The 23,112-nt window shown below is 63.9% G+C and carries 28 protein-coding genes and 5 pseudogenes; 20 read left to right on the forward strand and 13 right to left on the reverse strand.

Annotated elements, in window-relative coordinates:
• Positions 1-223: 223 nt before the first annotated feature.
• The 7 genes from AC50X6_RS17520 (at position 224) to AC50X6_RS17550 (ending at position 5,243) form a co-directional block, all read left to right on the forward strand.
• Positions 224-697, forward strand: coding sequence for an ester cyclase (locus AC50X6_RS17520; RefSeq protein WP_494967434.1), 474 nt, complete (start codon positions 224-226; stop codon positions 695-697).
• Positions 694-891, forward strand: coding sequence for a hypothetical protein (locus tag AC50X6_RS17525; protein WP_494967435.1), 198 nt, complete (start codon positions 694-696; stop codon positions 889-891). The genes AC50X6_RS17520 and AC50X6_RS17525 overlap by 4 nt, the downstream gene beginning before the upstream one ends.
• 146 nt (positions 892-1,037) lie before the next feature.
• Complete coding sequence (locus AC50X6_RS17530; RefSeq protein ID WP_494967436.1) at positions 1,038-1,178, forward strand: hypothetical protein; 141 nt, start codon at positions 1,038-1,040, stop codon at positions 1,176-1,178.
• Between the two features lie 1,136 nt (positions 1,179-2,314).
• The gene (locus AC50X6_RS17535; RefSeq protein WP_494967437.1) at positions 2,315-3,274 is read left to right on the forward strand and encodes a ferritin-like domain-containing protein; all 960 of its coding nucleotides are present in this window, start codon (positions 2,315-2,317) and stop codon (positions 3,272-3,274) included.
• A 388-nt stretch (positions 3,275-3,662) separates the two neighbouring features.
• Positions 3,663-3,929 carry a twin-arginine translocase TatA/TatE family subunit gene (locus AC50X6_RS17540; protein WP_494967438.1) on the forward strand — a complete coding sequence of 89 codons (267 nt, stop codon included), beginning with the start codon at positions 3,663-3,665 and terminating at the stop codon, positions 3,927-3,929.
• 48 nt (positions 3,930-3,977) lie between these two features.
• A complete protein-coding gene (gene tatC, locus AC50X6_RS17545; RefSeq protein WP_494967478.1) occupies positions 3,978-4,772 on the forward strand; it encodes a twin-arginine translocase subunit TatC in 795 nt (264 codons plus the stop codon).
• A 189-nt stretch (positions 4,773-4,961) separates the two neighbouring features.
• On the forward strand, positions 4,962-5,243 hold the full coding sequence (locus AC50X6_RS17550; RefSeq protein WP_494967439.1) for a hypothetical protein: 282 nt from the start codon (positions 4,962-4,964) through the stop codon (positions 5,241-5,243).
• A gap of 72 nt (positions 5,244-5,315) precedes the next feature.
• Here AC50X6_RS17550 and AC50X6_RS17555 read toward each other — a convergent pair whose 3' ends face one another.
• Positions 5,316-6,005: a PAS and ANTAR domain-containing protein gene (locus AC50X6_RS17555; RefSeq protein WP_494967440.1), complete on the reverse strand. Its 690-nt coding sequence runs from the start codon at positions 6,003-6,005 to the stop codon at positions 5,316-5,318.
• Positions 6,006-6,489: 484 nt separating this feature from the next.
• Here AC50X6_RS17555 and AC50X6_RS17560 point away from each other — a divergent pair, with 484 nt between their 5' ends.
• The 5 genes from AC50X6_RS17560 to AC50X6_RS17580 all read left to right on the forward strand — a co-directional run bounded on the left by AC50X6_RS17560 (position 6,490) and on the right by AC50X6_RS17580 (position 10,797).
• Positions 6,490-6,897, forward strand: a complete 408-nt coding sequence (locus AC50X6_RS17560) for a hypothetical protein (protein WP_494967441.1) — start codon at positions 6,490-6,492, stop codon at positions 6,895-6,897.
• 249 nt (positions 6,898-7,146) lie between these two features.
• Positions 7,147-7,851 (forward strand): GAF domain-containing protein, encoded by a 705-nt coding sequence (locus AC50X6_RS17565; protein WP_494967442.1) that lies wholly within the window; start codon positions 7,147-7,149, stop codon positions 7,849-7,851.
• A 9-nt stretch (positions 7,852-7,860) separates the two neighbouring features.
• Positions 7,861-8,574, forward strand: coding sequence for a GAF and ANTAR domain-containing protein (locus AC50X6_RS17570; protein WP_494967443.1), 714 nt, complete (start codon positions 7,861-7,863; stop codon positions 8,572-8,574).
• Between the two features lie 1,064 nt (positions 8,575-9,638).
• Positions 9,639-10,052 (forward strand): hypothetical protein, encoded by a 414-nt coding sequence (locus tag AC50X6_RS17575; protein ID WP_494967444.1) that lies wholly within the window; start codon positions 9,639-9,641, stop codon positions 10,050-10,052.
• A gap of 112 nt (positions 10,053-10,164) precedes the next feature.
• Positions 10,165-10,797, forward strand: coding sequence for a sigma-70 family RNA polymerase sigma factor (locus AC50X6_RS17580; RefSeq protein WP_494967445.1), 633 nt, complete (start codon positions 10,165-10,167; stop codon positions 10,795-10,797).
• A 201-nt stretch (positions 10,798-10,998) separates the two neighbouring features.
• Here the strand turns inward: AC50X6_RS17580 and AC50X6_RS17585 are convergent.
• Positions 10,999-11,181: pseudogene (locus AC50X6_RS17585) on the reverse strand (transposase); the annotation flags it as partial.
• An 87-nt stretch (positions 11,182-11,268) separates the two neighbouring features.
• Here AC50X6_RS17585 and AC50X6_RS17590 point away from each other — a divergent pair.
• Together AC50X6_RS17590 and AC50X6_RS17595 are read left to right on the forward strand one after the other, a co-directional pair.
• Entirely contained in the window at positions 11,269-11,397 is a 129-nt protein-coding gene (locus tag AC50X6_RS17590; protein ID WP_494967479.1) for a hypothetical protein, read from the forward strand.
• Positions 11,361-11,747, forward strand: a pseudogene (locus AC50X6_RS17595) (transposase); the annotation flags it as partial. The gene AC50X6_RS17590 and the pseudogene AC50X6_RS17595, both read left to right, overlap by 37 nt.
• Positions 11,748-12,133: 386 nt before the next feature.
• Here the strand turns inward: AC50X6_RS17595 and AC50X6_RS17600 are convergent.
• From AC50X6_RS17600 to AC50X6_RS17625, 6 genes are all read right to left on the reverse strand, one after another.
• Entirely contained in the window at positions 12,134-12,598 is a 465-nt protein-coding gene (locus tag AC50X6_RS17600) for a cupredoxin domain-containing protein (protein ID WP_494967446.1), read from the reverse strand.
• Positions 12,599-12,647: 49 nt separating this feature from the next.
• Positions 12,648-13,280, reverse strand: a complete 633-nt coding sequence (locus tag AC50X6_RS17605) for a hypothetical protein (RefSeq protein WP_494967447.1) — start codon at positions 13,278-13,280, stop codon at positions 12,648-12,650.
• A 54-nt stretch (positions 13,281-13,334) separates the two neighbouring features.
• Positions 13,335-14,033: a sortase domain-containing protein gene (locus AC50X6_RS17610; protein ID WP_494967448.1), complete on the reverse strand. Its 699-nt coding sequence runs from the start codon at positions 14,031-14,033 to the stop codon at positions 13,335-13,337.
• A gap of 24 nt (positions 14,034-14,057) precedes the next feature.
• The gene (locus AC50X6_RS17615) at positions 14,058-14,828 is read right to left on the reverse strand and encodes a hypothetical protein (RefSeq protein WP_494967449.1); all 771 of its coding nucleotides are present in this window, start codon (positions 14,826-14,828) and stop codon (positions 14,058-14,060) included.
• 180 nt (positions 14,829-15,008) lie between these two features.
• A complete protein-coding gene (locus tag AC50X6_RS17620; RefSeq protein WP_494967450.1) occupies positions 15,009-15,488 on the reverse strand; it encodes a hypothetical protein in 480 nt (159 codons plus the stop codon).
• On the reverse strand, positions 15,485-15,880 hold the full coding sequence (locus AC50X6_RS17625) for a cupredoxin domain-containing protein (RefSeq protein WP_494967451.1): 396 nt from the start codon (positions 15,878-15,880) through the stop codon (positions 15,485-15,487). Before AC50X6_RS17625 ends, AC50X6_RS17620 begins: the two co-directional genes overlap by 4 nt.
• Positions 15,881-16,125: 245 nt before the next feature.
• Here AC50X6_RS17625 and AC50X6_RS17630 point away from each other — a divergent pair, with 245 nt between their 5' ends.
• From AC50X6_RS17630 to AC50X6_RS17640, 3 genes are all read left to right on the forward strand, one after another.
• Positions 16,126-16,962: an alpha/beta fold hydrolase gene (locus tag AC50X6_RS17630; protein ID WP_494967452.1), complete on the forward strand. Its 837-nt coding sequence runs from the start codon at positions 16,126-16,128 to the stop codon at positions 16,960-16,962.
• A gap of 172 nt (positions 16,963-17,134) precedes the next feature.
• Positions 17,135-17,368, forward strand: a complete 234-nt coding sequence (locus AC50X6_RS17635) for a hypothetical protein (protein ID WP_494967453.1) — start codon at positions 17,135-17,137, stop codon at positions 17,366-17,368.
• The gene (locus AC50X6_RS17640; RefSeq protein ID WP_494967454.1) at positions 17,365-17,877 is read left to right on the forward strand and encodes an IS5 family transposase; all 513 of its coding nucleotides are present in this window, start codon (positions 17,365-17,367) and stop codon (positions 17,875-17,877) included. The genes AC50X6_RS17635 and AC50X6_RS17640 overlap by 4 nt, the downstream gene beginning before the upstream one ends.
• A gap of 151 nt (positions 17,878-18,028) precedes the next feature.
• Here AC50X6_RS17640 and AC50X6_RS17645 read toward each other — a convergent pair whose 3' ends face one another.
• Entirely contained in the window at positions 18,029-18,808 is a 780-nt protein-coding gene (locus tag AC50X6_RS17645; protein ID WP_494967455.1) for an alpha/beta fold hydrolase, read from the reverse strand.
• Positions 18,809-18,924: 116 nt separating this feature from the next.
• Positions 18,925-19,158: a VOC family protein gene (locus AC50X6_RS17650; RefSeq protein WP_494967456.1), complete on the reverse strand. Its 234-nt coding sequence runs from the start codon at positions 19,156-19,158 to the stop codon at positions 18,925-18,927.
• On the opposite strand from AC50X6_RS17650, the pseudogene AC50X6_RS17655 reads away from it, so the two are divergent.
• Positions 19,145-19,343: pseudogene (locus tag AC50X6_RS17655) on the forward strand (IS21 family transposase); the annotation flags it as partial. The gene AC50X6_RS17650 and the pseudogene AC50X6_RS17655 sit on opposite strands and share 14 nt — an antisense overlap.
• A gap of 108 nt (positions 19,344-19,451) precedes the next feature.
• Here the strand turns inward: AC50X6_RS17655 and AC50X6_RS17660 are convergent.
• From AC50X6_RS17660 to AC50X6_RS17670, 3 genes and pseudogenes are all read right to left on the reverse strand, one after another.
• Positions 19,452-20,203 (reverse strand): annotated as a pseudogene (locus tag AC50X6_RS17660) (IS3 family transposase); the annotation flags it as partial.
• A gap of 74 nt (positions 20,204-20,277) precedes the next feature.
• On the reverse strand, positions 20,278-20,448 hold the full coding sequence (locus AC50X6_RS17665) for a hypothetical protein (RefSeq protein ID WP_494967457.1): 171 nt from the start codon (positions 20,446-20,448) through the stop codon (positions 20,278-20,280).
• 109 nt (positions 20,449-20,557) lie between these two features.
• Positions 20,558-21,820, reverse strand: a pseudogene (locus tag AC50X6_RS17670) (IS701 family transposase).
• A 67-nt stretch (positions 21,821-21,887) separates the two neighbouring features.
• On the opposite strand from AC50X6_RS17670, the gene AC50X6_RS17675 reads away from it, so the two are divergent.
• Both AC50X6_RS17675 and AC50X6_RS17680 read left to right on the forward strand, forming a co-directional pair.
• Positions 21,888-22,157, forward strand: a complete 270-nt coding sequence (locus AC50X6_RS17675) for a type II toxin-antitoxin system RelE/ParE family toxin (protein WP_494967458.1) — start codon at positions 21,888-21,890, stop codon at positions 22,155-22,157.
• Complete coding sequence (locus AC50X6_RS17680) at positions 22,157-22,462, forward strand: helix-turn-helix domain-containing protein (RefSeq protein ID WP_494967459.1); 306 nt, start codon at positions 22,157-22,159, stop codon at positions 22,460-22,462. The genes AC50X6_RS17675 and AC50X6_RS17680 overlap by 1 nt, the downstream gene beginning before the upstream one ends.
• The last annotated feature ends 650 nt before the right edge of the window (positions 22,463-23,112 follow it).

Consider the following 23,112-nt stretch of genomic DNA (forward strand, 5'->3'; position numbering starts at 1 on the left):
CAACGCCGCCGTCATCTGCCTGGCACGCCGCCGCTGCGACGTCATCCACGCCATGCTACGCAACGACACACTCTACGAGGAAAAAGCTCCCCAAACCGCTTGACAAAAAACATAGGGACACCCCCCCCCGGGCCCGCCGGCTGGGAGTCCCGGACTGAGGCAGCCCGGCCGAAACCGCTGCCACTGCCCTTGCTCCCGGGCAGACCAGCGTGCAGGATGACAGATGACAACAAAGGACCGTTCCGCACGGACCGGCCTGACAGCCACACACGGAGGATCCATGACCAGGGACGCCAATATCCACGCCCAGGAGCGCTTCGGCGCCGCTGTAAACAGCGGCAAACTCGAAGAATTCGACGACGTCGTCGCGGCCGGCTGTGTCGACCACGACCCGGCACCGGGACAAGGACCGGGCACGCAGGGATTCAAGGACCTGTTCACAGGGTTGCGCTCTTCTTTTCCGGATCTGCACCTCGACGTCGAACACCTCACAGCCACCGACGACGACGTCGCGTTCGCGTACACGATCACCGGGACACATCAGGGGCCGCTGATGGGTCACCCGCCCACCGGCCAAACCTTCAAAATCCGGGGCATGCAGATCGGACGCTTCGAAGACGGCAAACTCGTCGAGCGCTGGGGAAGCAGCGACCAACTGGGCATGCTCACCCAACTCGGACTTGCCCCGAAGCCATGAAAATCCTCCGCGCACTGGCCTCCGGGGCCGCAGCTGGCTCCGCCGGGACCACACCCCTGAACACCCTCACCTACCTGGACATGATCTGGCGGGCCCGCCCCGCCAGCAGCACGCCCGAGGTCACCGTGGAAAAACTGGCCGACGTCTCCGGCGTGAGGATCCCCGCAACGAGCAGGAACGCACGAACCAGCTAGCCGGGCTCGGCCCGCTGACAGGACTGGTCGTCGGCGCCGGCGTCGGGGCGGTCCTCGGGCTTTCCCGGGAGGCCGGATACCTGCCAGGACTCCTCGGTTCGTCACTGATTGCGGCGGCCGGCGCACTGATCGGCAGCAACGGCCCTATGACCGTTCTGGGAATTACCGATCCCCGCACCTGGTCTCCTGCGGACTGGGCCAGCGACATCATCCCGCACCTGGATTACGGCATCGTGACAGGCGCCGTGCTGCACGCACTGGACCCGGCCACCTCCCACCCGCTTTGACCCGCCGGGGGCGCAACGGGCAGACTTCCCCGTTGCACCTCCGACCGTCCAAGCCGTCTTCCGAATATCTGGCCGGGGCTCAGAAAACCCGGGAATCCGATTCCCGGCAACACGCCGGTGAGGCAGCGATTGCCCACCGCCTCAGAGGAGGCCGCAGCCCGGTCCCCTGATTTCGACATCCCCCCGAAGTGGGTGGGAATTTATGACGCCCCCGTGCCTGTCTTCCTTGACGGGGGCCGGGGGTGTTTTCCGCGTCCGGGCAACCGGGCAGTCTCCCTGTGAATTTCGTTGGCGCACCAGCAGGGCCCGGCTATACCACCGACGGATTCCTCTGCTTCGACCAGCACAGGGCATCGCCCCGCCAGGGCCGGCCCGAGTCCGCGCAAGCGCTTCAGCGGAGGGGTTCCTAGGTCCGGACGAATGTGAAAACACTCCGGGCACAGCACTGCGGACTCCATGGCACATATTGTATGGGAGTATGCCGCCTCACCTTCGTGAGAGAAGCACATCCGACCTGGGTGATGCCGACCCAGACGGTCGTCGGGGGTTTGGGTCGGCGGATGATACGGGGCAGGCGCGCATCAGACACTCCGCCCATTCACCGATCTGCGCCTCCTAAATGGCCGCGGCGTTCTCCTATTTGCGCCGGCTGTATCCATTGGTTCTCGCGGGAGCCTATTTCGACGGAGCCGGCCGCCGTAGACCATGGGATCACGGGTTCGTCGAGATCGATCGGGTCGGCCACGAGGGCGCCAGCTACCAGGGCGAGTCCTGTTTCACCCTTGATATCAATGACATCGCGACCGGCCGGACGGAAACCCGCTCGGTGATCAACATGGCACAGAAATGGGTTTCGCGGCCGTCAGAGAGGCCACCGCCGCGGTCCCGTTCCCCCATCCTGGGCGCCGATTCGGACGGATTATGCCGACGCGTTATCCCGACCTTTGGGTATGGCTCGGTTGCGTCCCGCGGTGAGGGGGCCGGTCTACGGAACAGCAAAACTGAACGGAAAACCTGACGCGATTCCCGGCCCCGGGAACCCACAGTTTCGCGCTGACTCTTCCGGCCGCCGCCCGGCGGGAGTACCCTGCGAATTGTCATGGTCTCAAAAATGCACTCATGACAGGAGCACACCGATGTTCGACCAGAAATTCATCACCGATGCAATGAGCCGCAGCGCCGAAGACCCGCTGGACCGGCGCATCCTGTTCCGGGCCGCCGGGATCGCCGGCATCGGCGGCGCCGCTGCCCTGCTCGCCGCCGGCTCACCGGCCCACGCATCATCTGAAGCAGAGGATTCAGAAAAATCCGGCAAGGGGCCCAGCGACGGGGCTATCTTGAACTTCGCCCTTAACCTGGAATACCTTGAGGCTGAGTTCTACCTGCGTGCCGTCACGGGCAGGGGCTTGAGCGACGGGCTCACGGACGGCAAGGGCCGCAAGGGTGGTGTCACCGGGGGAGCCAAGGTCCCGTTCAAGTCCGGAAGCCTGATCGAAAAATACGCCAAAGAAATTGCTGCAGATGAAGAATCCCATGTGAAGTTCCTCCGCACCGCACTGGGCAAAGCGGCGGTTTCCCGGCCCCAGATTGATCTGGAAGCCAGCTTCACCGCCGCGGCGAAGGCCGCGGGCCTGATCAAGGCAGGCCAGAAATTTAACCCCTTCGCCGATGAAATCAGCTTCCTTCTGGGCGCATTCATTTTCGAGGACGTCGGCGTCACCGCTTACAAGGGAGCGGCCCCGCTGATCGATAACAAAACTTACCTCGAAGCCGCCGCCGGTATCCTCGCTGTCGAGGCCTACCACGCCGGCATCATCCGGACCACTCTGTACGCGCGGGATCTGCAGATGCCCGTCCAGGCCATCTCCGATGCCCGGGACAGCCTCGACGGATCCACCGACCTCGACCAGGGCATCGGCACCAAAGACACCGCCAACCTCGTCCCCACGGACGCGAACGGCATCGCCTTCAGCCGCAGCGCCGGACAGGTCCTGAACATCGCCTACCTGACCCCCAAGGCAGTACGCGAAGGCGGGTTCTTCCCCAAGGGCGTCAACGGCCAAATCAACACCAGCGCCGGCGCCGGCGGCTCTTAACACCGAGAACCACCAGTAGAAACGCCGGGGTCAGGGCAGGCAGGCCGCAGGGGCGGCAGCCTTCCCTGACCGGGAGGTTCGTCCCCCCCGTGCGGAACGGCACGCGTTCGGCCACGGCAGCGCCCGGTCTGACCCACGTGTCGCTTTGGCTGCCCGGGGCTTGATCACTGACCCTTGCTGTCATGATCAGCCAGGCGAGGTCACCGGGAACCTGCGTCCGGCCCGTACGGCTCCGCAGCAGGGTCCAGGTCTGGTATCGGTGGCCGCGGCCGGGGACTGGACTATGGTCTGCCCGCACGGGCACTCCCGGTCCACGGCCGCACGCGGTCGCGGCGCGACACTGCTTCAGCCAGACGCAGGAAGTACTCACAGGAATGGATTTCCCGTTATGAGGCTTGAGGGCTGGCATCTGATCATCATCGTTCTTGTTCTGCTGCTTTGTGCTGCCCCGAAGCTGCCGGGCATGGCCCGGAACCTTGGCCGGTCGATGGGGATCTTTAAGTCTGAAGTCCGTGAAATGAAGAAGAGCGGCACCACGGGTGCCGAGGCCAGCTCGGGGCCGTTCAAGGGACCCGTGGCCGCCGGCCCGAAGTCCACCGTCACCGATAGCCGCACCGCAGACGGACCCGGCGTTCGGTCGCCGAACCGCATCTGAGATGCCGCGGCAGTGGCCATGAGCCGTCGACCTAATCCCGAGGGGCGGATGGCGCTCCTGGAACACCTCAAGGAATTGCGGGACCGGCTCTTCAGGGCCGCTATCGCCGTCGTGCTGGGGACCGTCGTCGGCTTTCTCGTCTATCAGCCCTTTCTCGCGGCGCTGATCAAGCCGATCCGTGACCTGAACGAACACGAAGGACGGCAGGCGACGCTGAACTTCGACGGCGTGGCGAGCTCCTTCGACTTGATGATCCAGGTCTCCGTCTTCCTGGGACTTATCGTCGCCAGCCCCGTCTGGCTGTACCAGCTCTGGGCCTTCATCGTCCCGGGCCTGCACAAGAAGGAACGCCGGCTCTCGCTGTCCTTCGTTGCTGCCGCGGTGCCGCTGTTTGTGGGCGGGGTGCTCCTGGCCTGGCTTGTGCTCCCCAACGCGGTGCGTGTGCTGACGGACTTCACCCCCTCCGGCGGTTCGAACTTCATCAGTGCCCAGATCTACCTGTCCTTCGTCCTGCGGCTGCTGCTGGCCTTCGGCATCGCGTTCCTGCTGCCGGTCATCTTGTTCGGGCTGAATCTGGCCGGACTGGTCAAGGGCAAGCAGCTCGTCAAGAGCTGGCGCATCACGGTGTTCCTGGTCTGTCTGTTCGCGGCCATGGCTGCGCCCGGCGCGGACGCCATGAGCATGTTCTACCTAGCCGGCCCCATGCTGGCCCTGTTCTTCGCCGCCATCGGCCTGTGCCTGCTCAACGACCGCCGCCGCGAGAAGCGGGCAATCAAACGCGCCGTCGAAGCCGAAGCCACCGCGGACCAGGCCACTCCCGGCCCCGAGCTGGAGCATCTCTAGCCGTCCGCGCCAGGGACCGGAGACACGGCCGTCCGAAGAAACCAAAACTACGCGATTGATGCTCCAAAGGTGGTTCAGCTGCCCTTTTTGGCTATTCCGGCAGTCGTTGGGCGTTGAGCCCTTGGTGGTACGCGTGGCTGAAGAAACACGGTACCCGCTCGTCCGCCGCGGTCGCCCAGGCCGCAGTCGATGCTGCGAAATCCCAGCACACCACCGTCCCGGCCCAGCACTGGAGGAGCCGATGTCGCCGCCCTCGCCCAGGAAATCATCACTCTGAACAACGAACTGGCCGGGCTCGATGTGCTGATCAGAGAGAAGGTCACCGAACCCCGGCACGCCCGGACCCGCCTCAGCATGCCCGGCTTCGGACCCGTCCTCGGCGCCACCGGCGTCAGGGGCCATCGGCGGGTAGGGAAGACCTGTCCGGACGGGGGTGTGTGGACATGGCGCTGGGCGGTCCAGCGGTCGTGATATTCCGGGCGCTGGCTTCCATGCCTGCAGTGAAGTGCAGCAACCCGTCCACCGACACGATGTTCCTACGATTCACGAGAGGCCGGCTGCTTGACCTTGTCCGGCATACCGCAGGGGCATGAGTTTATGGCGTTGTAGGTCATGGACGAGCGTAGTGAGCGCGGCCGCGTTGCGGGGGTCTTCGGCGAGGCCGATAAGCTCGGAGGCTATGGCGGCCAGTTTTGTATTGGTGTGGTTGCTGTGGACGCAGAGCAGGGCGAAGGCTGCATCGGCACTGATGCTGAGCCGTCCCATAAGAATGCCCAGGGCTCTTTCGATGACGGCGCGGGCGCGGACGGCTCCGGCGACGGCATCCCTGGTGGCCCGTGCTGTTTCGGAGCGGACCGTTGAGGTCAGGTCCACCATGATTCCCGCGATGGAGAAGAGCCCGCCGGTCGCGTTGAGGACGGCCTCCCCGGAAGCCAGCACCGTGTGTTCGCGCTGGTGGGAGTCAATGAGGCGGTGGTAGCTGGAGAAGTGCCCTCCGGCCTGAGCGAGACCGGCGTTCATTTCCCGTATTTTCGCCCTGTCGTCCGGGTGCTTGTGTGCCAGGGCGAGTTCAAGGGTGGGCACGACTTTTCCCCGCCGGTATCCGTGGATCCGATAGATTGCATCGGACCACGTCATCAGCCCGGTCACGGCATCGAAGAGAAACGTCCCCGCGGTGCAGTCACTGGCCCCCAGCGCGCTGGAGTACGTGAACATGCTGTCAAAAGAACGCATACCGTTCGCACCAGACCTTCGTTCGAATCCCTCGGCGTGTCACCGCCTACCCTCATTATGGCCGCAGGGAACATTAATGACCCCGCCGGAATCCGGTTTCCGACGCTGCGGCTGGCCCTAACGCCAGCCGCGTCGGGCGGCAAAGAACGCGGGCTGGACCGGTCCGGGGTGGGCCGGGTTTCGGATCCGCTAGGTGCCTTCCGAGGTTTCGCCGCGCCCGACCAGAATGCGTGAGACGGCGGTCCCGCCTGCCCCCATTCGGGTTGCGGGCAGGACAATCCCGTGGGGACCCGTCGTGGCACCGGGCTCTGAAGTGGGGGCATCTACCGGTTGGAAAGCCTCCGGCTGTGTCCGAGCAGGCTCAGTGCCAGGGCGCATGCTGAATCCAGTGCGGCGGCTGTCCAGAGGCGCTATTCCGGGGATAAACTTTGCTTAATGCCCCGGACCCCGGCTGCCCACCGACTCAGCGTCCAGGAGCATCCAAATGTCTGAAATTTCAATTCCCCGCAACCCGGATCCACGGTCCGAAATCGGGATGACCCTGAAACGGGCGACCAATCCGGTAGTACAGCATCTCACCCGGGACATGTCATCGCGACGGGAGGCTGTTGGCGTCAGCGTTCCGCACAGGTTGCCGTCAGCCGCAGGTAATTCTTCCATCGTGGCGCAGGCCCGGGAAGTGATCGATTCCATTCTCGAAGATCCCGATCCCGATCCGCGCTTCGCAGTGAACAGGCAACGGCTGCGGACATGGGTCGCCGCCTGTCTCGGGTCCCCCGACCGGGGACTGCTGGAGCACCTTATCGAAGCGTGCAGTCAGGCCAATGCCCAACGCCAGCCGGATAAGGCCGCCGCCGCCCCGGTCGTTCTACACGACGCCGCACCGCGGTGAGAACGCGACCCCTCAGCATGAAGTGCCATTTTTTACACTCGAGGTATCTGCCGGGACTGGCCCGGGACGCGGGCCGTTCTGCCCGGAAAGCAGCTCGACCTGCGAACCGGGCACGACGGGCGTTATTCTTAGCGGTGAGAAGCAGTTTCCGGCACGCTGCCGGACCATGAGAATACGGGGATGTGAGGCTCGCCATGGATAGTGCACCTGCCGCCGAAGCCCCTGCCCGATTCCCGCGAAGCATGTCCCGTGGTTGACTCAGGAGTTTCGCCGGCTACCCCGCCGGTCGACGCGGACCTGTGCACGCCCTTTCTGAGGCAGTTGCAGGTAACAGGTGCTGCCGTCTCCATGTTTGGCGGGGCCGCACCGGAAACCCTGGTGTGTGCGAGCGACCCGCTGGCCGCCCGAATTGATGAGCTGCAGTTCGATCTGGGCGAAGGACCACGGGGGGAGGCTCTTCGTACGCGCCTGCCGGTTCTGGTCCCGGACGTGCACGACACTCATCCGTATTCCTGGCCCGTTTTTAGCAAAGCTGTCCAGGACACGGAGGTCGGCGCGTTGTTTGTTTTCCCGCTGACCATCGGCGCCATGGATCTGGGCGTCGTGGAACTTTATCGCACGAAACCGGGAATCCTAAGTCATACCGACCATGCAGCCGCAGGGGTGCTCGCTCGTCAAACGGCATGGGAGCTGCTTCGCCATGTTCTTTCGGTGAAGTCCGCTGACACCGACCCGGCCGTGGATGCTGCCCTGATGTCGAGGCGGGAAATTCACCAGGCAACGGGGATGGTGCTGGCTCAATCCGGGGTCAGCGCGGCAGATGCCCTGCTGCTACTGCGCGCACATGCCTTCGCCAACTCCGTGACCTTGCGTGACACCGCTGATGAGGTTCTACTGGGCCGCCTGAGTTTTACCCACCGGAATGATCAACGCGACAACGACGGGCTGGAGTAAACTGGAATCATGGTGACGACAAGCCGCGCCGAGCGCGTGAGCGCCGCCTTCGTGAGGATCACAGACACGCTGGTTGCTGACTACGATGTGCTGGATTTACTCCATGCCCTCGTTGAAGTGTCCATCGATCTGCTGGACGCCGCTGCCGCTGGTCTGCTCCTTGCCGATCCGCACGGCGAACTGCAGGTCCTGGCCTCCACCAGCGAACGAAGCCAGCTCGTTGAGATACTCCAACTCCGGGCCGGATCCGGGCCCTGCGTGGAGTGCTACCAGACAGGAACGCCCGTTGAGGTGGAGGACATCCGCGTCCTAAACGGGAAATGGCCCGAATTCCAAACAGCGGCGCTCTCACAGGGTTTCCGTTCCGTGCACGCCGTCCCGATGCGCGTTCACGGTAAGACCATTGGCGCCATGGGCCTCTTCGGTGAGCACCCGGGAGCCCTGACCCGGGAGGACTCCGCCATCGGCCAGGCCCTGGCCGACGTCGCGACGATCAGCATCCTGCAGGAACGCACGTTCCGTGAATCGGCCCTAGTCAACGAACAATTGCAGCGCGCCTTGAACAGCAGGGTCCTGATCGAGCAGGCCAAGGGCGTCATTGCCCACACCGCGGGAGTGAACATGGAAGAGGCCTTCCGACGCTTACGCGACTTTGCCCGCGCGAACAACCAGGGCTTGCATGACACGGCAACGCACGTCATCAACCGCACGCTCAGCCTCTAGCCCGGCGACGGCAGACCCCCGCGACCTGGTTCCCGCCATTCTCGCCCGTGCTGCCGGAAGGATCCGACGGAGGCGCCCGCAGCCACCACGAATGACCCACGGGGTGCCGTTGTCATCCGCCCCATCTCCAGGCCGACGCCCCTCCTCGCACCATGCGCCTGGTGCTCGCTAAAGGGACCCCCGCCCGAAAGGGCCCCAAGTGCGGCCCTTACACTGCTTCGTACTACGGGCGCGCCCGAGCTTTCCAACCCGCAGTTCTTCGCCTACGCTGTGAGTGTTGCCCCGGACCCTGGCAGCGCCCTTTCTTTTAGGCGCAGTTTTCCAGGGAGGAACCCTCACATCGAAGGCACCCAGACACTCAATGCCCTTCTGCATTGCCGTTTCCTTGCACGTCCGCAGGAGGCCGTGCGTTCTCCGCGACGTGTCCGTCCAGCACACCACCATGGACCTGCGCGCATAGCATCACTGGCGACGACCTGCCGTGTCCCGGGGATCCTCCGTTGAGCGTGCCAGGTCGCGAAATCCCATGCGCGCTGCCCGGAACGGCGACGTCACCCATGGCACCGGCGGCGAGTCACTCCAGGGCCACCAGTCCTTGCCGGAGCGGGGGGCCGATGGCGATGACTGGCGATGCCATTCGGGCGGTCGAAGAGGCCGCTGCCAGAACCACCCCCTCGGATTTTGAACATGAACATGCCGCTCCGGAATTACAGATAGCCGTGGCGTGGGCGGTTACGCATGGCATGCCCATCCGTGACGTCGCCACCGCAGCCCACATGACGGCGTTGGAAGTTCTGGACGTCGCGGACTCCCTGAACTATCGGACAGCTAACTCAGGGCCGCCAGAGCGCGGCCAGCCAGACACCGGATGAGTAAAGAATGTGTGCCCGGACACCGGCGCGGACACCGGGCCGGCTGCACTTCAGCCCTCGCAGCCGCTCGGGGCGGCCGCGCCGCACCTTCGATGGACCCGGTGCCGGATGCGCCAGGCCTGGACCTCAGGTACATCGAGATCTGCCATCCCCTACTCCGCTGGCATGCCCCTCCGGGGCGGAAGGTCGACCATGACTGCGTCACTCTATTCACTGTTTCTTGCCGATTCCATCGCCTCTGCCGAGCCAGGCCAGAGCCTGACCGACGACGAAGTTTACGGGGTATACATCAGTTGGTGTCTGCTCCGCAGGGAACTCCCCGCCTCCTCGCCGGCTTTCTGGACCGCTATGCGCGAGGGGGAAATGCCCGCCAGGTGCAGGATCGCCAGGCGAGTCATCCGCCCGGGCCTGCGCATGAGAGGGCCAGCCGCGGCTGACTACATCCTCACCAGCCAGCCCAGCCTGCTCCTGACGAAAGGTTCCGTCGTCTCCGCGGTGGAGGGAGACACGGAAGCGGTCACCCGGGCCAAAGGGATGGCCGTTTCCCTCATCGCCCGGCACGGAGGTCAGGCCGCACCGCCTACTCCGGTTAGGGCTGCGTTCTGATGTACTTTCCCGGGGCTGGTTTCCCGGCACCGGCCCGGCCCCTAAGATTCACTCCGACCCTGAAGGGCCGATCATGGCAGTGCCACCCCCACCCGCATCCGAGGCGTCCCTTGTGACCCCTGAAGAGAACAGGGATCCGCCGGGGAGCCTGGACCTGGCGGCGTTGGCCGGGCTGCTGGGCCGCATTGCCGAGCGCGACAACGACGCCTTCGAGGAATTTTTTGCCCTTACCTGCGCCGCGGTGTTTGTCCAGATCCGCGCGGTGCTCATCTCAAGGGAACTCAGCGAGGACACATCCCAGGAGGTCTACTTCCAGGTGTGGAACACAGCCGAGAGGTTTGATCCGGTACGCGGGTCGGCGATGGCATGGCTGCTGACCATCGCCCGGCGCCGAGCGGTGGACCACGTCCGGGCCGAACAATCCCGCTGGAACCGGCAGGCACGCTATACCTTGGCGAACTACGCTGCCGGCCACGACGAGGTGGCAGAGGAAGTGACCAGAATTTTTGAGGCGATTGACATCAGAGGCCACCTGCTCTCGCTCTCTGACAGGCAGCAAGCCGCGATCAATCTTGCCTTCTTTGGCGGGCTCACGTACCGCGAAGTGGCTGGAGCCCTGAACGTGCCCCTGCCCACGGTAAAAAGCCGGATTCGGGAGAGCATCATCAAGCTCCGGCAGGCAATGGAAGAACCCTTTCCTCGCCAGGGCGGCCCGGCCGTCGGGAATTCCCACGCTGCAGTATGAATACTGAATGATTCTAGGAACCAATGATTCTAGTAACCAACGGTTCTGCAAACCCATGGGCGACACTGAGGACTTCAGGGGTCAGTGTGCACGGGTGCGGGCGTTATGTGCCGTTCTTGTTTCATAGGATGTGTGTATGTCAATTTCATCCAGGTCCTTTGTGGCGGGGTGGATTCTAACGATCGTCGCAACACTCGGCGGTTAGGTGTGGGTGGTTAGGAGCCTAGCAAAGCGCTCTGCGGGAGTTTCGTCGTTGAGGGTTTTCCGCGGTCGGTTGTTGAGGCCCAAGGCGACATCTGCCAAGTGCTGGGGAGTGTAAATGGACAGGTCCGAGTATTTCGGAAAGTACGGGCGCAGCAACCCATTCGTGTTCTCGTTCATGCCGCTTGACCTGCAACAGGAACTGGCCGGCTGGATGCCCTCATCTCCGAACGGGTGGTGGAACACTCCCATGCACCGGTCCTGCTGAGCATGCCCGGTTTCGGCCCCGTCCTCACCGCTGAGTTCCTCGGCGCCACCGGAGGAGACCTGGCAGTCTTTGAAACGGCGGACCTGTTCCTGCCACCATCCCCGGAGTCTCGTTCAAAGTCGCTGAGGTGATCATCACCGAAACCGGGGCGGACATGTCCGTGTTCGAAACCCCGGGCCGGCTCGCGTCCTGGACCGCTGTCTGTCCCGGCTCCAACGAATCAGCCGGCCGGATCAAATCCGCTCACATCCTGCCCGGCAACAAATACCTCAAAGCCGCCCTGGGCACCGCGGCGCTGTCCGCGTCCCGAAGCAAGGACACCTACCTCGGAGCCAAATACCGGCGCATCTCCGCCCGGCGCGGACCGATGAAAGCCATCGTCGCGATCGAACACTCCATCCTCACCGCCGCCTGACACCTGCTCGCCAACGGTGAATGCTACGCCGACCCCGGCTGGACCCGATCAAAGCCAAAAACAACGCCATCAAATAACTCAACAGCCTCGGCTTCAACGTCACCATCACCCCGACCACCGCAGCCTGACCCACCGTACTTTCGTATCAGTCCGGATGCTGCACCACAGATTTCTTAGGCAGAGGGAAACCAGTTAGAGACCGGCACATGCCGGTCTCTAACTGGTTAACTGGCATGACAGGCGGAAGCATCCTCGTGCTGAGTCTGCCGCTTGAAGAATCTGGCTTCAGGTGGCGGCGCTGCGGGGCTGGTAAAGGGTTCCGTCCCTGAGCATGGCGTAGAGCGTAGAGCGTAGGGAGTCGGGACGTTTTCAGCAACTCACGTCAGTTATCGGGCCCTGCCGGCAAGGGCCAACACGGTTCGGGCCATACGACAGGCACATCACGCGAAGTGTCACTTCACGGTGAGGCTGCCTTTCATGTTGCCGTGGAACCTGCAGTGGTAGGGGTAGGTCCCGGGTTTGGTCGGGGCGGTGAAGGTGCCGGTGCCGACTTTAATGATGGCGTCGAATGCGGCACCGGTGTCAGCGGTGACGCTGTGCGCTTCAATGTCTTCGTTGGTGACACTGATTGTCGCTCCGGGGCTCACGGTGTCCGCACCCTGGTATTTGAAGCCCTTGATCAGTATCTCCGCCGAAGGCGCTGCGGGTGAAGAGCTTGGGTTGGAGGTCGAGGGAACAGGTTCAGTGGTGGCAGGCAGGGCTGAGGTTGATCGTTCCGTCGTTGTCGGTGCTGCTATCGTGCCGGACCCTGACGTGCCGGACCCTGACGTGCCGGGGGCGCCGCAGCCGGACAGAGCCAGCACGATTACTGTTGCCGCCAGTCCGAGGGCCCTGAGTGTTCTGGTGTTCGCCTTCATGATGAAACCTTCCGTCTGCCCTGCTGTAGTGATCTGCGGCGGGGGTGTGTCAGGGGTGTTTGATCCAGCAGGCCAGGATGGTGGTCGAAAGCTGGTAGGCCAGGGCGTTCCGGCTGATGCTCTCCGGTCCCAGGGCCGCTGGCAGGTCGGTAGCATCCACCTGAAGGACGAAGCTGTCTTTCTGGAAAACGGCTGACCCGTCAGCGGTTTCGTAGGCCGGGAAGCCCAGGTTCGCCAGACCCTCGATGGGTTCGGCGTCCTTTGCCAGGGCCTGCATCGCATCGAAGTATGTCAGTGCCGACGCCTGATCTTTCGCTTCCCTGACGGAGATCTTCAGGGCACCCTCTTTGAGGTGGTACGTGCAGGTAAAAGTGCTGTCGGCCCAGTTATTGACTGTGTGCGGTTTCGAGTCCAGATCCAGGATGGATGTGAGCCTGTCCATCGGCTGGTCCCCGCATACCATCAGGGCAGCGTCGCTGGGGCCCTGAGCTTGGGGCGCGCCCGGGGATGGGGAGGAGCCGTGGCTGTGGGCGTCGGCGTGCCCTGATTCGGCGGCAGCTGAGGACGACGAGGGAAGGACTGCGGGGGTGGCCGGTGCGACGGATCCGGCGGCTGCTGCGCAGCCGGAGAGCAGCAGCGACGTGACGGCCAGGGCAGCCAGGGCGTGCTTTCGGTGTTTCATGTCCAGTCCATTCGCGCCATTTGCCGCTTCCGGAAAAAGCGGGAGTTCCGTGGTTCAGACTTTGAGTTTTGCGTAGATGACGTAGTTGTCATCAAAGAGCCCGGTGGCGGGGTCGTACCCGTCGCAGGTGATAAGCCGGAGCTCAGCGCCGGGGGTATTGCCGTAGACCTCGAGGGTGGGGAGCTGGCTCTTGCTGTACTGGGCGCCGCGGTCAACGGTGAACACCGCGGTGGTACCGTCGATCCGGGAGACATTGATCTCAGCTCCGGGGGTGAGCTTTCGGAGGTCAGCGAAAACTCCGGTGCCGCCGCCGAGTGCGTTGACGTGGCCCAGCATTACGGCGGGGCCACGTTCCCCGGGGGAGGGGGAACCGTTGTACCAGCTGGCCGGTGCCCCGCTTCCGGTAGGGGGTACTTCCAGGGAGCCGTTCTCTCGGAGTCCAAGCTTGAGGAGGTCGGTTCGCACGCCGATGGCCGGGATTTCCAGGGTCACCGGCTCGGATCGTGCCAGCACCGCGGGCTCTGCCACGGCAGGAGCGGCAGCCGGACTCGATGCGGGAGGTGCCGGTACTGCGGAACCGGGTGCGGCGGGGGTGGTTGCCGCGGAGGGTACCGCTGAAGCGGAAGGTGGGGAGCCGACGTCCAGCGTTCCGCTGTTTCCTGCACCGCAGCCGGTTAGGGCCAGCAGGAGCAGAACCCCGGCCGCCGTGGTGGCCCGGAGGCCCCCGCGGCGGCCGGGATTCTTGGTTCTCACAGTAGTGATCCGGTCAGCCGGTGCTTAGGCCGCTGAACCGGCGGTGCGGCGGCGGACAACGTAGGCTCCACCGGCGAGGGCGACCAGGGCCAGGCCGCCACCGACGGCGAGGGCACCGGTGTCAGTACCGGTTTTCTGGCTGACACCGGTGTCAGCTCCGCCTGCCGGCACCTTCATCTGGCCGGCCTTCAAGGTCCCGCACAGGGCAGGGGACGTGGCGGCCAGCGGAAGGGTGGGGGCCAGATCGGACTTGGCGGCCTGTCCTGCGGCGCTCAGGGTGGCGGGATCAAGACCGTGAACGACCACAACCGCGGTGCCGGCGTCCAGGGCTGCCTTGGTTTCGGCGTTCAGCTCGAACGTGCGGTCAACGGTGTAGGCAGCACCCTGGCCGCCGACCTTGAGGTCAAGGCCTGCTGCGGGGCTGGTGTCACCGCTGGTGGACAGGGTGGTCACGATGGGCCCATAGAACGGATCCCCTTCGGTCGTGGAGATGACCTTGTCGCCGTCCTTATCCGCGGATGGGGCCGGGCAGATGCCCTGCTTGCCGCCGTGGATGTGCTGGACGTGCGGGTAGGGAGCGTCCATAAAGGTCGCGGGCATCCCCGAAACCTTCAGGACAACGTGGGCCTGGTTGCCCTTGACATCAACAGTGATGCTGCCCGAGCCGGCGCTGCCGTTGAGCTGGCCCAAAGTGGACTGGTAGGACTGGTCCGCTGCCATCGCAGGGGAACCGGAAAGGGCCAGGGCGGCCAGGGCCAGGGTGGGGACTGCCATAAAGCGAAGTGTCTTATTCACGGAATAATCTCCTCATACACGCGCGTGTGATGTTAGGCACCCCCAGGAAAGGGGCCCCGTACTTCGGAACACTACCGGACAAGGATGGCTAAAGATGTGACCCAGCTCACATGTTCTGTGGCAGACCGCGGCCGGGCGGGTACCAGGGGTGCCTGACCCGGGCCGGCAAACCGGCCCGGGTCAAGCAGTTGAAGCTCCGCGGCGGCGGCCCCTGGCAGCCGGCCCTGATCCGGGCCGGGTCTTGTGCAGCAGGGCGTACCCGGCCACCGCCAGGGCCCCGGCGGCCGCTTCGGCGACCGCCGTAATGGTCTTGGCGGCATACCAGACCGGTTCATACATCGAAGGCAGCGCCCCAACAGCGGGGACCTGGACATACCGGTAAAGAATGACCGCACCCAGGGACGACAACGCCACCACCGCGGCAGCCGCGAAAGCGGCACGTGACCCTTTGAGCAGGACGAACACCGCGGCCAGGGCCGCGGCTCCTGCCTGGATCAGAAACAGGGTCCCCTGCCCGAGACCGCCAGGAGCTGCCTGCTGATAGCCCGGGGCGAGCTGGACATGGACTACGGCACTGACCACCAGACCGGCCGCGACACCGACACGCAGCACCCACAAGGTGCGTGTCCGTTTGGTCGGTTGTAGTTCCTGGCGGCTCATTTCACGACCAGCGTCCCGGTCATCTGCGGATGAAAGCTGCAAATGATCCCGTACTCACCCGGGGAATCCGGAGCCTTAAAGCTCACCGTTGCACCGGCCGGGACCTCAACGTCGAACCCGCCCTCGTCCTTGGCGGTCAGGGTATGAGGGGCGCTGTCCGCGTTCGTCACCGTCACCATCCCCGCCGGCTGCACCGACGCCGGGACCTCGAACGCGAAGCCCCTGATCGTAATAACCCCTTCGGACGCCTGCGCCGACCCATCAGCTGGGGAGGCGGCGGAACTGGTTGCAGGCGGCGCGGGGGGTGCGCCCCCGCCCTCAGCAGCGCACCCGGTAATGCCCGCCAGCGCAACTGCCGCGGCTGAGGCCCAAATACGAGTAGTGGTTTTCATGAAAAATCCCCTTCGAAAGGGGTATGGTCCGCCACCCGCCGGACGGCGCGTCCATCAGGAAACTACCCCACACACCCTATTCGTCACCCCCGCCCTTACGGACTGCCCGACGGGGACTCGCGGAATAACCGGCCCGGACCGGGCCCATGTTGTCCGGAGATAGTTTTCTGATGTGAAAGACATCATGCTTCCGGTCTGTGTAGGCTGGCCCCATCCGGCACGGTACGAGCATCGAAGGGTGAGTCATGACTGAAATCACTGCACATCACGGATTGTTCAAGGACACCAACCTGCATGTGGATGACACCGGAGGGCCGGGTCGTCCGGTGGTCCTGATCCACGGGTGGCCGCTGTCCGGGGAAGCGTTCCAGGCCCAGGTGCCGGCCCTTCAAGACGCCGGATACCGGGTCATCACCTATGACCGGCGCGGCTTCGGCCGCAGCGACAAACCAATGACTGGCTATACGTACGACACGCTGACCGAGGACCTGCACGCCCTGCTGGAGCAGCTGGAACTCGATGACGTCACCCTGGTCGGCTTCTCCATGGGCGGCGGCGAAGTAGCCCGCTACTTCAGCCTCTACGGAGCGGAACGGCTGCGCAGCGTCGTTTTCGCGTCCGCGGTCCCGCCCTACCTGATGCAGACCGGCGACAACCCCGAGGGGCCCCTGACCAAGGATGCGGCCACGAAGATGACAGCGGACCTTACCAGGGACGAAGACGAGTTCTACGACGGATTCACGCGCGAGTTCTTCTCCGTCAACGGAGAACTCAAGGTCAGCGAACAACAGCGCCAGGATGCCTTCGCATTGTGCAAGCAGGCGGATAAGAAAGCGGCCCTCGCGTGCATGGCCGCCTTTGGCGGCACCGATTTCCGTGACGACCTGCTCAAAGTGACCGTGCCGGCGCTCGTGCTCCACGGCGACGGCGACGCCATCGTACCCTTCGAAGGATCCGGTCAGCGCACACACGCAACCCTGCCCGGGAGTGAACTGCGCGTCATCGCCGCAGCCCCCCACGGATGCAACGTAAGCCACTCCGACGAATGGAACGAAGCACTGATCCAGTTCCTGGCCAAATAGTCCACGAGGTCCGGCAGACCTCGTGGATCCATTCAAGAGCAACTGTTGAGAGTAGATTCTCTAACGGGACGAAACCGCCCTCTGCGCTGTGATCTAACCGCCACGTTCCGCTAACAATCACAAGCCAGAGGATCCGCAAGGATCCCGACGCCACGCAGCGTTCCTTAAGCCCGTGGACCAGATTCAGAATGCCCACGTTGTAGTGCCAAATCCTGATTCGCAGCGCAACAGCACCAACGGGATCTGGGATCAGGCACTGGCCGCGTTGCTGACCCGCGCCGATACTCAAGGGTTGATCAACTGGGAGGTGTCGGTGGACTCCACGGTGAACCGTGCCCACCAGCACGGCACGAACCTTCCCCGCCACACAGGGGGACCTGTCGAATTACATGAATCCGCTCGATGAGCCTGATGATCGCCATCGGCCGCTCCCGCGACGGGCTGACCACCAAGATCCACGCCCTGGTTGACGGCAACATGCGCCCCCTTGTGCTACTCCTGGGTCCAGACCAGTGCGGGGACTCGCCCATGCTTGAACACCTCATGGCCGCCCTCAAGGTCGAACGGGAAGGTCCCTGGCGGTTCCGCTCCCGCCCGGACCGGGCCATGGCTGACAAAGCCTACTCATCCAAAGCGATCAGGACCTACCTGCCAGGGCGGGGCATTGAATGTGTCATCCCCGAAAAGGACGACCAGAAAGCTAACCGGAAACGCGGAGGCTCCGCCGGCGGACGGCCCGTCACCTACGACAAGGACGCCTACGAACGGCGCAATGTCATCGAGCGCAGCTTCAACACCCTCAAACATTGGCGCTCCCTGGCCACCCGCTACTACAAACTGGCCCTCACCTACTGCTCAGCGACCGTCCTGCACGCCGTCGTCATCTGGAGCACCCTATTGGGAGACACGCCCTAGCGGCGGCGGTCCAGGTGAAGCCGGTTCCCCAATTCGGGACCGGCGACGTCGATGCCTCCCGAGACCGGGGCATCATCCCCAGCCGTCGCAGGTTCCACCTTTCTGAAGCCAACTCAACGTAAATGGTTCCGCTCCGGCGCTCAGCCGCAGCTCAGCCGGTGCTATCGAGGATCAGGCGCGCCGCTTCCGTTGGTTGGTCCCAGTGCGGGAAGTGACCGCAGTTTTCGAACCAGTGCAGCGTTGCATCCGGGAACAGCTCCGTGGCCCGCGCCGCCTCACTGGGAGCGGTGACCTTGTCCTTCCGCCCCCATCCAATGACCACTTTGCCCTTGAGTGAACCGGCCGGTGCGCCTTCCTGACGGGGTCCGTGAATTAGCGCGTTGAGGGCCGGGTCCAGACTGGTCGATGTCTTGAACCCGCGAAGCTCATGCAGGACCAGATCCTGCGGCAGCTTCCAGGGGTGGGCGGAGAACTGAGCCAACAGGGCCGTGCGGCCCACTGGGTTGCCCGTGAGGAAGGGGAGCGCCGGTTGGATGCGGCGCACCAGTGCGACGGATGCCTTGATGCTTGCACCAAAGATCGCTGCCTGGCGGTCATTCCAGAATCCACCAGGGTCCAGCGCGATCGTGGTGCCAGCGTGCCCTCGCCGCGCCATTTCCATCGCCATCCGGGCGCCCATGGAGCTGCCTACCAGATCAAGGTCACCCAGTTCCCCGTCGCGGATAAAGGCTTCGACGGCATCGGTCAGCGTGGCAATGGTGGTTTCGCCGGTCAGCGGCGCGGATTCGCCGCAACCGGGGAGGTCGACGGCGATGACATCGCGTTCAGCGGCCAGCGCCGGGATTACCGGGTTCCAGTTACCAAGACTGGAACCGAGCCCATGGATCAGGAGGAGTGGCTTACCGGAGCCTTGCCGGGTTGAGTGCAGCATGACTTCACTGTAAAGGGGTGCAACATATCTGGCCAGAGGTCATCTGGCGAAAGGCCCGACGGCACAGCGATACGCGGTTAGGCAGCGCATCCAGCACGCCTCAGGTCGGACACATCTCAGGCAGGGGCGAAGAGTTCAAGCGCCACGTTGTCGGGGGCCCTGAATTCCAGGATGTAACCGGCGCCGATGTCCTTGACTTCCCCATGCGCAATGCCGAGCTCGTCAAGGACCGTTACGGCAGTGTCGAGGTCGGTGCGGGCGGATACGGCAAAGCTCAGGTGATCCGGACCTCCCCTGTCCTCATCATGGCAGTCACCTTCGGGTGCAACCGGGCGGAGCCCGGCGATCAACGACGCGCACTTCCCGGATCACCGGCCCGGATCCCGGGCGACTACATGGTCAAGGCCCGCAGCGCCGCGGAGGCGGAGTTCCTTGGCATCGGTGCTGGTGCCCGGACCTGGCTTCTTGAGGCTGCCGCGGTGGGCACCGCACGATGAACGTGAAAATGGCCGAAGCTGCCGCGCTGGCTAAGATTGAGCTGCTGCGGGGATGACAGCGGAATTAGTGGATTCTTCTACGCTGCCAAGGCTGGCTGTTGATAACTATAGTGGACTTCGTTGGGCCGACGGCAACCGAGCGCGGAGCAGTCGATGACGGTGGCGAGGTAAACGAGTCCTTGCCAGGTGTGGATATACGTGATGTCGCCGACGAACTTCACCCCGGGGCGGTCGGCGGTGAAGTCCCGGTTGACGAGGTCGGGTATGCCCGCTGCTGCCTCGGTGGTGACGCGGAACGGGCGTGGCTGACAGGCCACCAGGCCGTGGTGGCGCATGATCTGCCGCACCAGCTCGGGTGAGCACTCGGTCTGTTCCGCGGAGAGATCGGCGTGGATGCGCCGGTACCCGTAGGTGCCCTCGGAGTCCTCGAAGAAGTGCTGGATCCGCGCCGTCAGGGCCTGGCGGCGGGCTGCCGTGGCCGATTGCGGACGGGTGGCCCAGTGATAGAAACCGGACGTCGAGACGGCCAACCAGTGGCACCTTTTTACCACCGGATTCATATTGGCGGGCTCAGCTTTTTGGGAATCGATGAATTCGTACTTGCTCACTACCGCTGCTCCCGGGCGAAGTAAGCGCTGGCTTTTTTCAGGAAGGCGGTCTCCGCCCGCAGCTCTTGAACTTCTCGCCCGAGCTCCTTCAACCGGGCCCGTTCCGACACCGTTAGATCCGCCTCGGTCCCGCCGTTGGCCTCGCGGTACTTGACCAGCCAGTTGCGGAGCGTCTCGGGGCCGACGCCGTACGCGGGGGCCACGTCCTTGATGGGCTTGGACGTGGTGATCACCTCGCGGCACAGCTCGTCCTTGAACTCCTGGGTAAATCGCTTCTGTGATGCGGTCATATTGATCTCTACTTTCGGTAGACCCTCATTTTATGAGGGCCCACTGTCCGAGATCTCCGCTGCAGCTCACCGGGTTAGGCGGCCATGGGTTCGTGGTCGGCGGTCTGGTGATTTGCGCGAGCTGTGGCCGGTAGTACGCGGCCGGCCCTTCGGTTGGGCCTGCGGCGGTTGTACCAGTCCTCGATATAGTCCATGACTGCAGTCATGGCCGCAAGCCTGGCGGGGAAAGAGTGCTGGTAATACATCTCCGTCTAGTAGTACTTAGTTAGGTTGGGCCTCGCGGTTGGCAGTAGGGGCAGTATCCGGTCCGTGCGGCGACGAGGTGTTGGAGCTCGCGGAGGATGCCGTAGAGACTCAGGCTGCCCCAGGCGCTTTTGGGCGTGTCAGGCGCAGTGTGGTGATGAATAAATGGGCCGCGGTGACGAGGGTGGCGTGGTGGTGCCAGCCGAGCCAGGTGCGGCCTTCGAAGTGGTCGAGGCCGAGACCGGTTTTCAGTTCGCGATAGTCGTGCTCGATGCGCCACCGGATTTTCGCGATCCGGACGAGTTCCTTCAGCGGTGTCGTCTCCGGCAGTGTGGAGAGCCAGTAGTCGGTGGGTGCGGGTGCGCCTTTGGGCCATTCGGCAAGCAGCCACTCGGCGGGGAGGGAACCGTCCTCGGCTCGGGGGATGTCCCGGTTGGCTGCCCGGACACGCAGGGCGATAAACCGGGAGGTCATTGACGCGAGTTTGTTGCTGGTGGTGGACTTGGTGCCGTGCCGCCAGGTGACCTGATGTGATGCACGGCGGCCGGCGTTCATGACGAGGTCTTTCAGCGATGTGGGGGCGTCCAGGTAGCGGCGCTGGCTGGAGCGGGGGCCTTTGCCGGCGTAATCAGCCACGCCGATGGGGGTTTCTTGGAGGTGCGCGGTCGTCGAGTGCTTGACGGCGACCATGTAGGGGATCTGCCGTTCGCTGAGCCCGGACCGGAACGCGGTGATCTCGCCATAGCCGGCGTCCCCGACCATGATCGGAGGCCGGTAGCCCCAGGCGCCGAGTTCGTCGATCATCTCCAACGCCATCGCCCACTTCGTACGATGGCGTTGCATCTCGGGGATCTGCGCCTTGGCCCGGCGGGCCGCGATCATTTCGGCTTGGGCGTTCGTTTCCGCGAAGGTGTCATCCCAGGCTTCGGGCACGTAGAGTCGCCAGCCCAGCGGGCAGGACGCCTGGTCGGTGGCTGCGTGGATGCTGACAGCGATCTGGCAGTTGCCGATCTTGCCCAGAGTGCCCGAATACTGCCGCGCAACGCACGGCGAGGAGCCGCCGTCCTTCTTGAACCCGGTATCGTCAACCACCCACGCGTCCGGGCCGATCACTTCGACGGCTTTGCGCACCATGACCCGGCGTACCGGCTCGGGCTTCCACGGTGAGGACGAGACGAACTGCTGCAACTGCTGCTAATCAATCCCTAGCCGGCCGCCCATCGGCTGCATGGACTTCCGCCGGCCGTCCAGCATCATACCGTGCAAGTACAGGTTCCCCTTGTTCCGCTGATCCGCGCGTGGAAGGGAGGCGAACACATCCCCCACGAACGCTTCCAACTCAGTCCTGGTCTCGGCAAGCTCATCGGGTTTCATGCCTCGAAAATTAACAGGATCGATCAGGAAATAAAAGCCGCCACGCCGACCTAACTAAGTACTACTAGTGCTTCTCGCCGAGCGCGGACCTCAACTTGGTCCTCCATTGGTCGACACAGTGGTTCGTTCACGGCATAAGAACATGAAGGAGTTGCGGCCGGGATCGAGCGGGCGGTCGGAACTGCGGATTCTGTTTGCCTTTGACCCGGAGCGGCGGGCGATCCTGCTTGTCGCGGGGGACAAATCGGGCAACTGGAGCAAGTGGTACAAGACGAACATTCCGGTTGCTGATGACTTGTTCGATGATCATCTGAGGATTCTGAAAGGAGGAACATAGTGGCGAAGTCCATGGAGGAACTACCGGCCAAGCGTCCGGTTGACCGTGCAGCTGTAAATGCCCACAAGAAGCGCATGGTCGACGAGGTCCGGGCCCACCGGCTTCGGGAGCTCCGCGAGGCGTCTGAGCTGACGCAGGTCGAGCTGGCCGGGCGCCTGCATGTCAGCCAGAACAGGGTGTCCCGCATCGAGCACGGTGACATTGATCGTGCCCAGGTCGATACCTTGCGAAAATACGTTGAGGCGCTCGGTGGCCGGCTTCGTGTTGAGGTTGAGCTCGGCGACGAACGAATCCAAATCGCCTGACGAAGCGACTCAGAGCGATCCGCGACGGCAGTCGTCGTGCCCGTACAGCGAGGTCCAAAAGGTGGGAAAAGGGGGTGTGCACAAAGTGCACACCCTGGGCTTCGGATCGGGTCGTACCGGTTCCGGACTGCGCCGGATTCCGTATGTTTCCGGGGGAGTGGCGGATATTCAAGGGCTGGAGTCCGGTTCGAGTCCCACCGCGGGCACAGTGTTTCCGCAGGTCAGAGGCGTTTTTGGTGCTTCTTCGTGTGGACAGTGTCCACACTCTCGCCTCTGACCTGATGTTCCGGGTGTGTGGGGTCCCGGATAGAGCTATTCGGTTGTGTGGGGGAGCGGCTCTCTACTGCAGCTCGGGTACCGCCCTGCGGGGTCTCGTCTGGGGGTTCATCCTCGTTCGTCCTTCCGTTGGGTTTCGCGTTCACCACCTCATGGTGGCTAGGATCGCTTAGAACATGAATTGCTGAAAATTCTTTAGATCGGCCGAGGGTTGCGGCCGGTCCGGAATAACGGCATGACATGGCAACTGATCCGGAGCAGATCATTTGGTCGCTGAGCCTTGCCAGGCGGTAGCCGGGGCCGGCTTCGAGGGCGGGTTTGTACGTATCCGGTGGGCCCTGCTGCCATGGCCTTCCCACCAGTTAACCCGCCGC

It is taken from the genome of Pseudarthrobacter sp. HLT1-7, assembly GCF_059383435.1.

Bases quoted from the DNA above. Each gene is read 5' to 3' on its own strand.
- AC50X6_RS17520 (WP_494967434.1), top strand. From the start codon at position 224: ATGACAACAAAGGACCGTTCCGCACGGACCGGCCTGACAGCCACACAC.
- AC50X6_RS17525 (WP_494967435.1), top strand. From the start codon at position 694: ATGAAAATCCTCCGCGCACTGGCCTCCGGGGCCGCAGCTGGCTCCGCC.
- AC50X6_RS17530 (WP_494967436.1), top strand. From the start codon at position 1,038: ATGACCGTTCTGGGAATTACCGATCCCCGCACCTGGTCTCCTGCGGAC.
- AC50X6_RS17535 (WP_494967437.1), top strand. From the start codon at position 2,315: ATGTTCGACCAGAAATTCATCACCGATGCAATGAGCCGCAGCGCCGAA.
- AC50X6_RS17540 (WP_494967438.1), top strand. From the start codon at position 3,663: ATGAGGCTTGAGGGCTGGCATCTGATCATCATCGTTCTTGTTCTGCTG.
- tatC (WP_494967478.1), top strand. From the start codon at position 3,978: ATGGCGCTCCTGGAACACCTCAAGGAATTGCGGGACCGGCTCTTCAGG.
- AC50X6_RS17550 (WP_494967439.1), top strand. From the start codon at position 4,962: ATGCTGCGAAATCCCAGCACACCACCGTCCCGGCCCAGCACTGGAGGA.
- AC50X6_RS17555 (WP_494967440.1), bottom strand. From the start codon at position 6,005: ATGCGTTCTTTTGACAGCATGTTCACGTACTCCAGCGCGCTGGGGGCC.
- AC50X6_RS17560 (WP_494967441.1), top strand. From the start codon at position 6,490: ATGTCTGAAATTTCAATTCCCCGCAACCCGGATCCACGGTCCGAAATC.
- AC50X6_RS17570 (WP_494967443.1), top strand. From the start codon at position 7,861: ATGGTGACGACAAGCCGCGCCGAGCGCGTGAGCGCCGCCTTCGTGAGG.
- AC50X6_RS17575 (WP_494967444.1), top strand. From the start codon at position 9,639: ATGACTGCGTCACTCTATTCACTGTTTCTTGCCGATTCCATCGCCTCT.
- AC50X6_RS17590 (WP_494967479.1), top strand. From the start codon at position 11,269: ATGCCCGGTTTCGGCCCCGTCCTCACCGCTGAGTTCCTCGGCGCCACC.
- AC50X6_RS17600 (WP_494967446.1), bottom strand. From the start codon at position 12,598: ATGAAGGCGAACACCAGAACACTCAGGGCCCTCGGACTGGCGGCAACA.
- AC50X6_RS17605 (WP_494967447.1), bottom strand. From the start codon at position 13,280: ATGAAACACCGAAAGCACGCCCTGGCTGCCCTGGCCGTCACGTCGCTG.
- AC50X6_RS17620 (WP_494967450.1), bottom strand. From the start codon at position 15,488: ATGAGCCGCCAGGAACTACAACCGACCAAACGGACACGCACCTTGTGG.
- AC50X6_RS17625 (WP_494967451.1), bottom strand. From the start codon at position 15,880: ATGAAAACCACTACTCGTATTTGGGCCTCAGCCGCGGCAGTTGCGCTG.
- AC50X6_RS17630 (WP_494967452.1), top strand. From the start codon at position 16,126: ATGACTGAAATCACTGCACATCACGGATTGTTCAAGGACACCAACCTG.
- AC50X6_RS17640 (WP_494967454.1), top strand. From the start codon at position 17,365: ATGAGCCTGATGATCGCCATCGGCCGCTCCCGCGACGGGCTGACCACC.
- AC50X6_RS17645 (WP_494967455.1), bottom strand. From the start codon at position 18,808: ATGCTGCACTCAACCCGGCAAGGCTCCGGTAAGCCACTCCTCCTGATC.
- AC50X6_RS17665 (WP_494967457.1), bottom strand. From the start codon at position 20,448: ATGTATTACCAGCACTCTTTCCCCGCCAGGCTTGCGGCCATGACTGCA.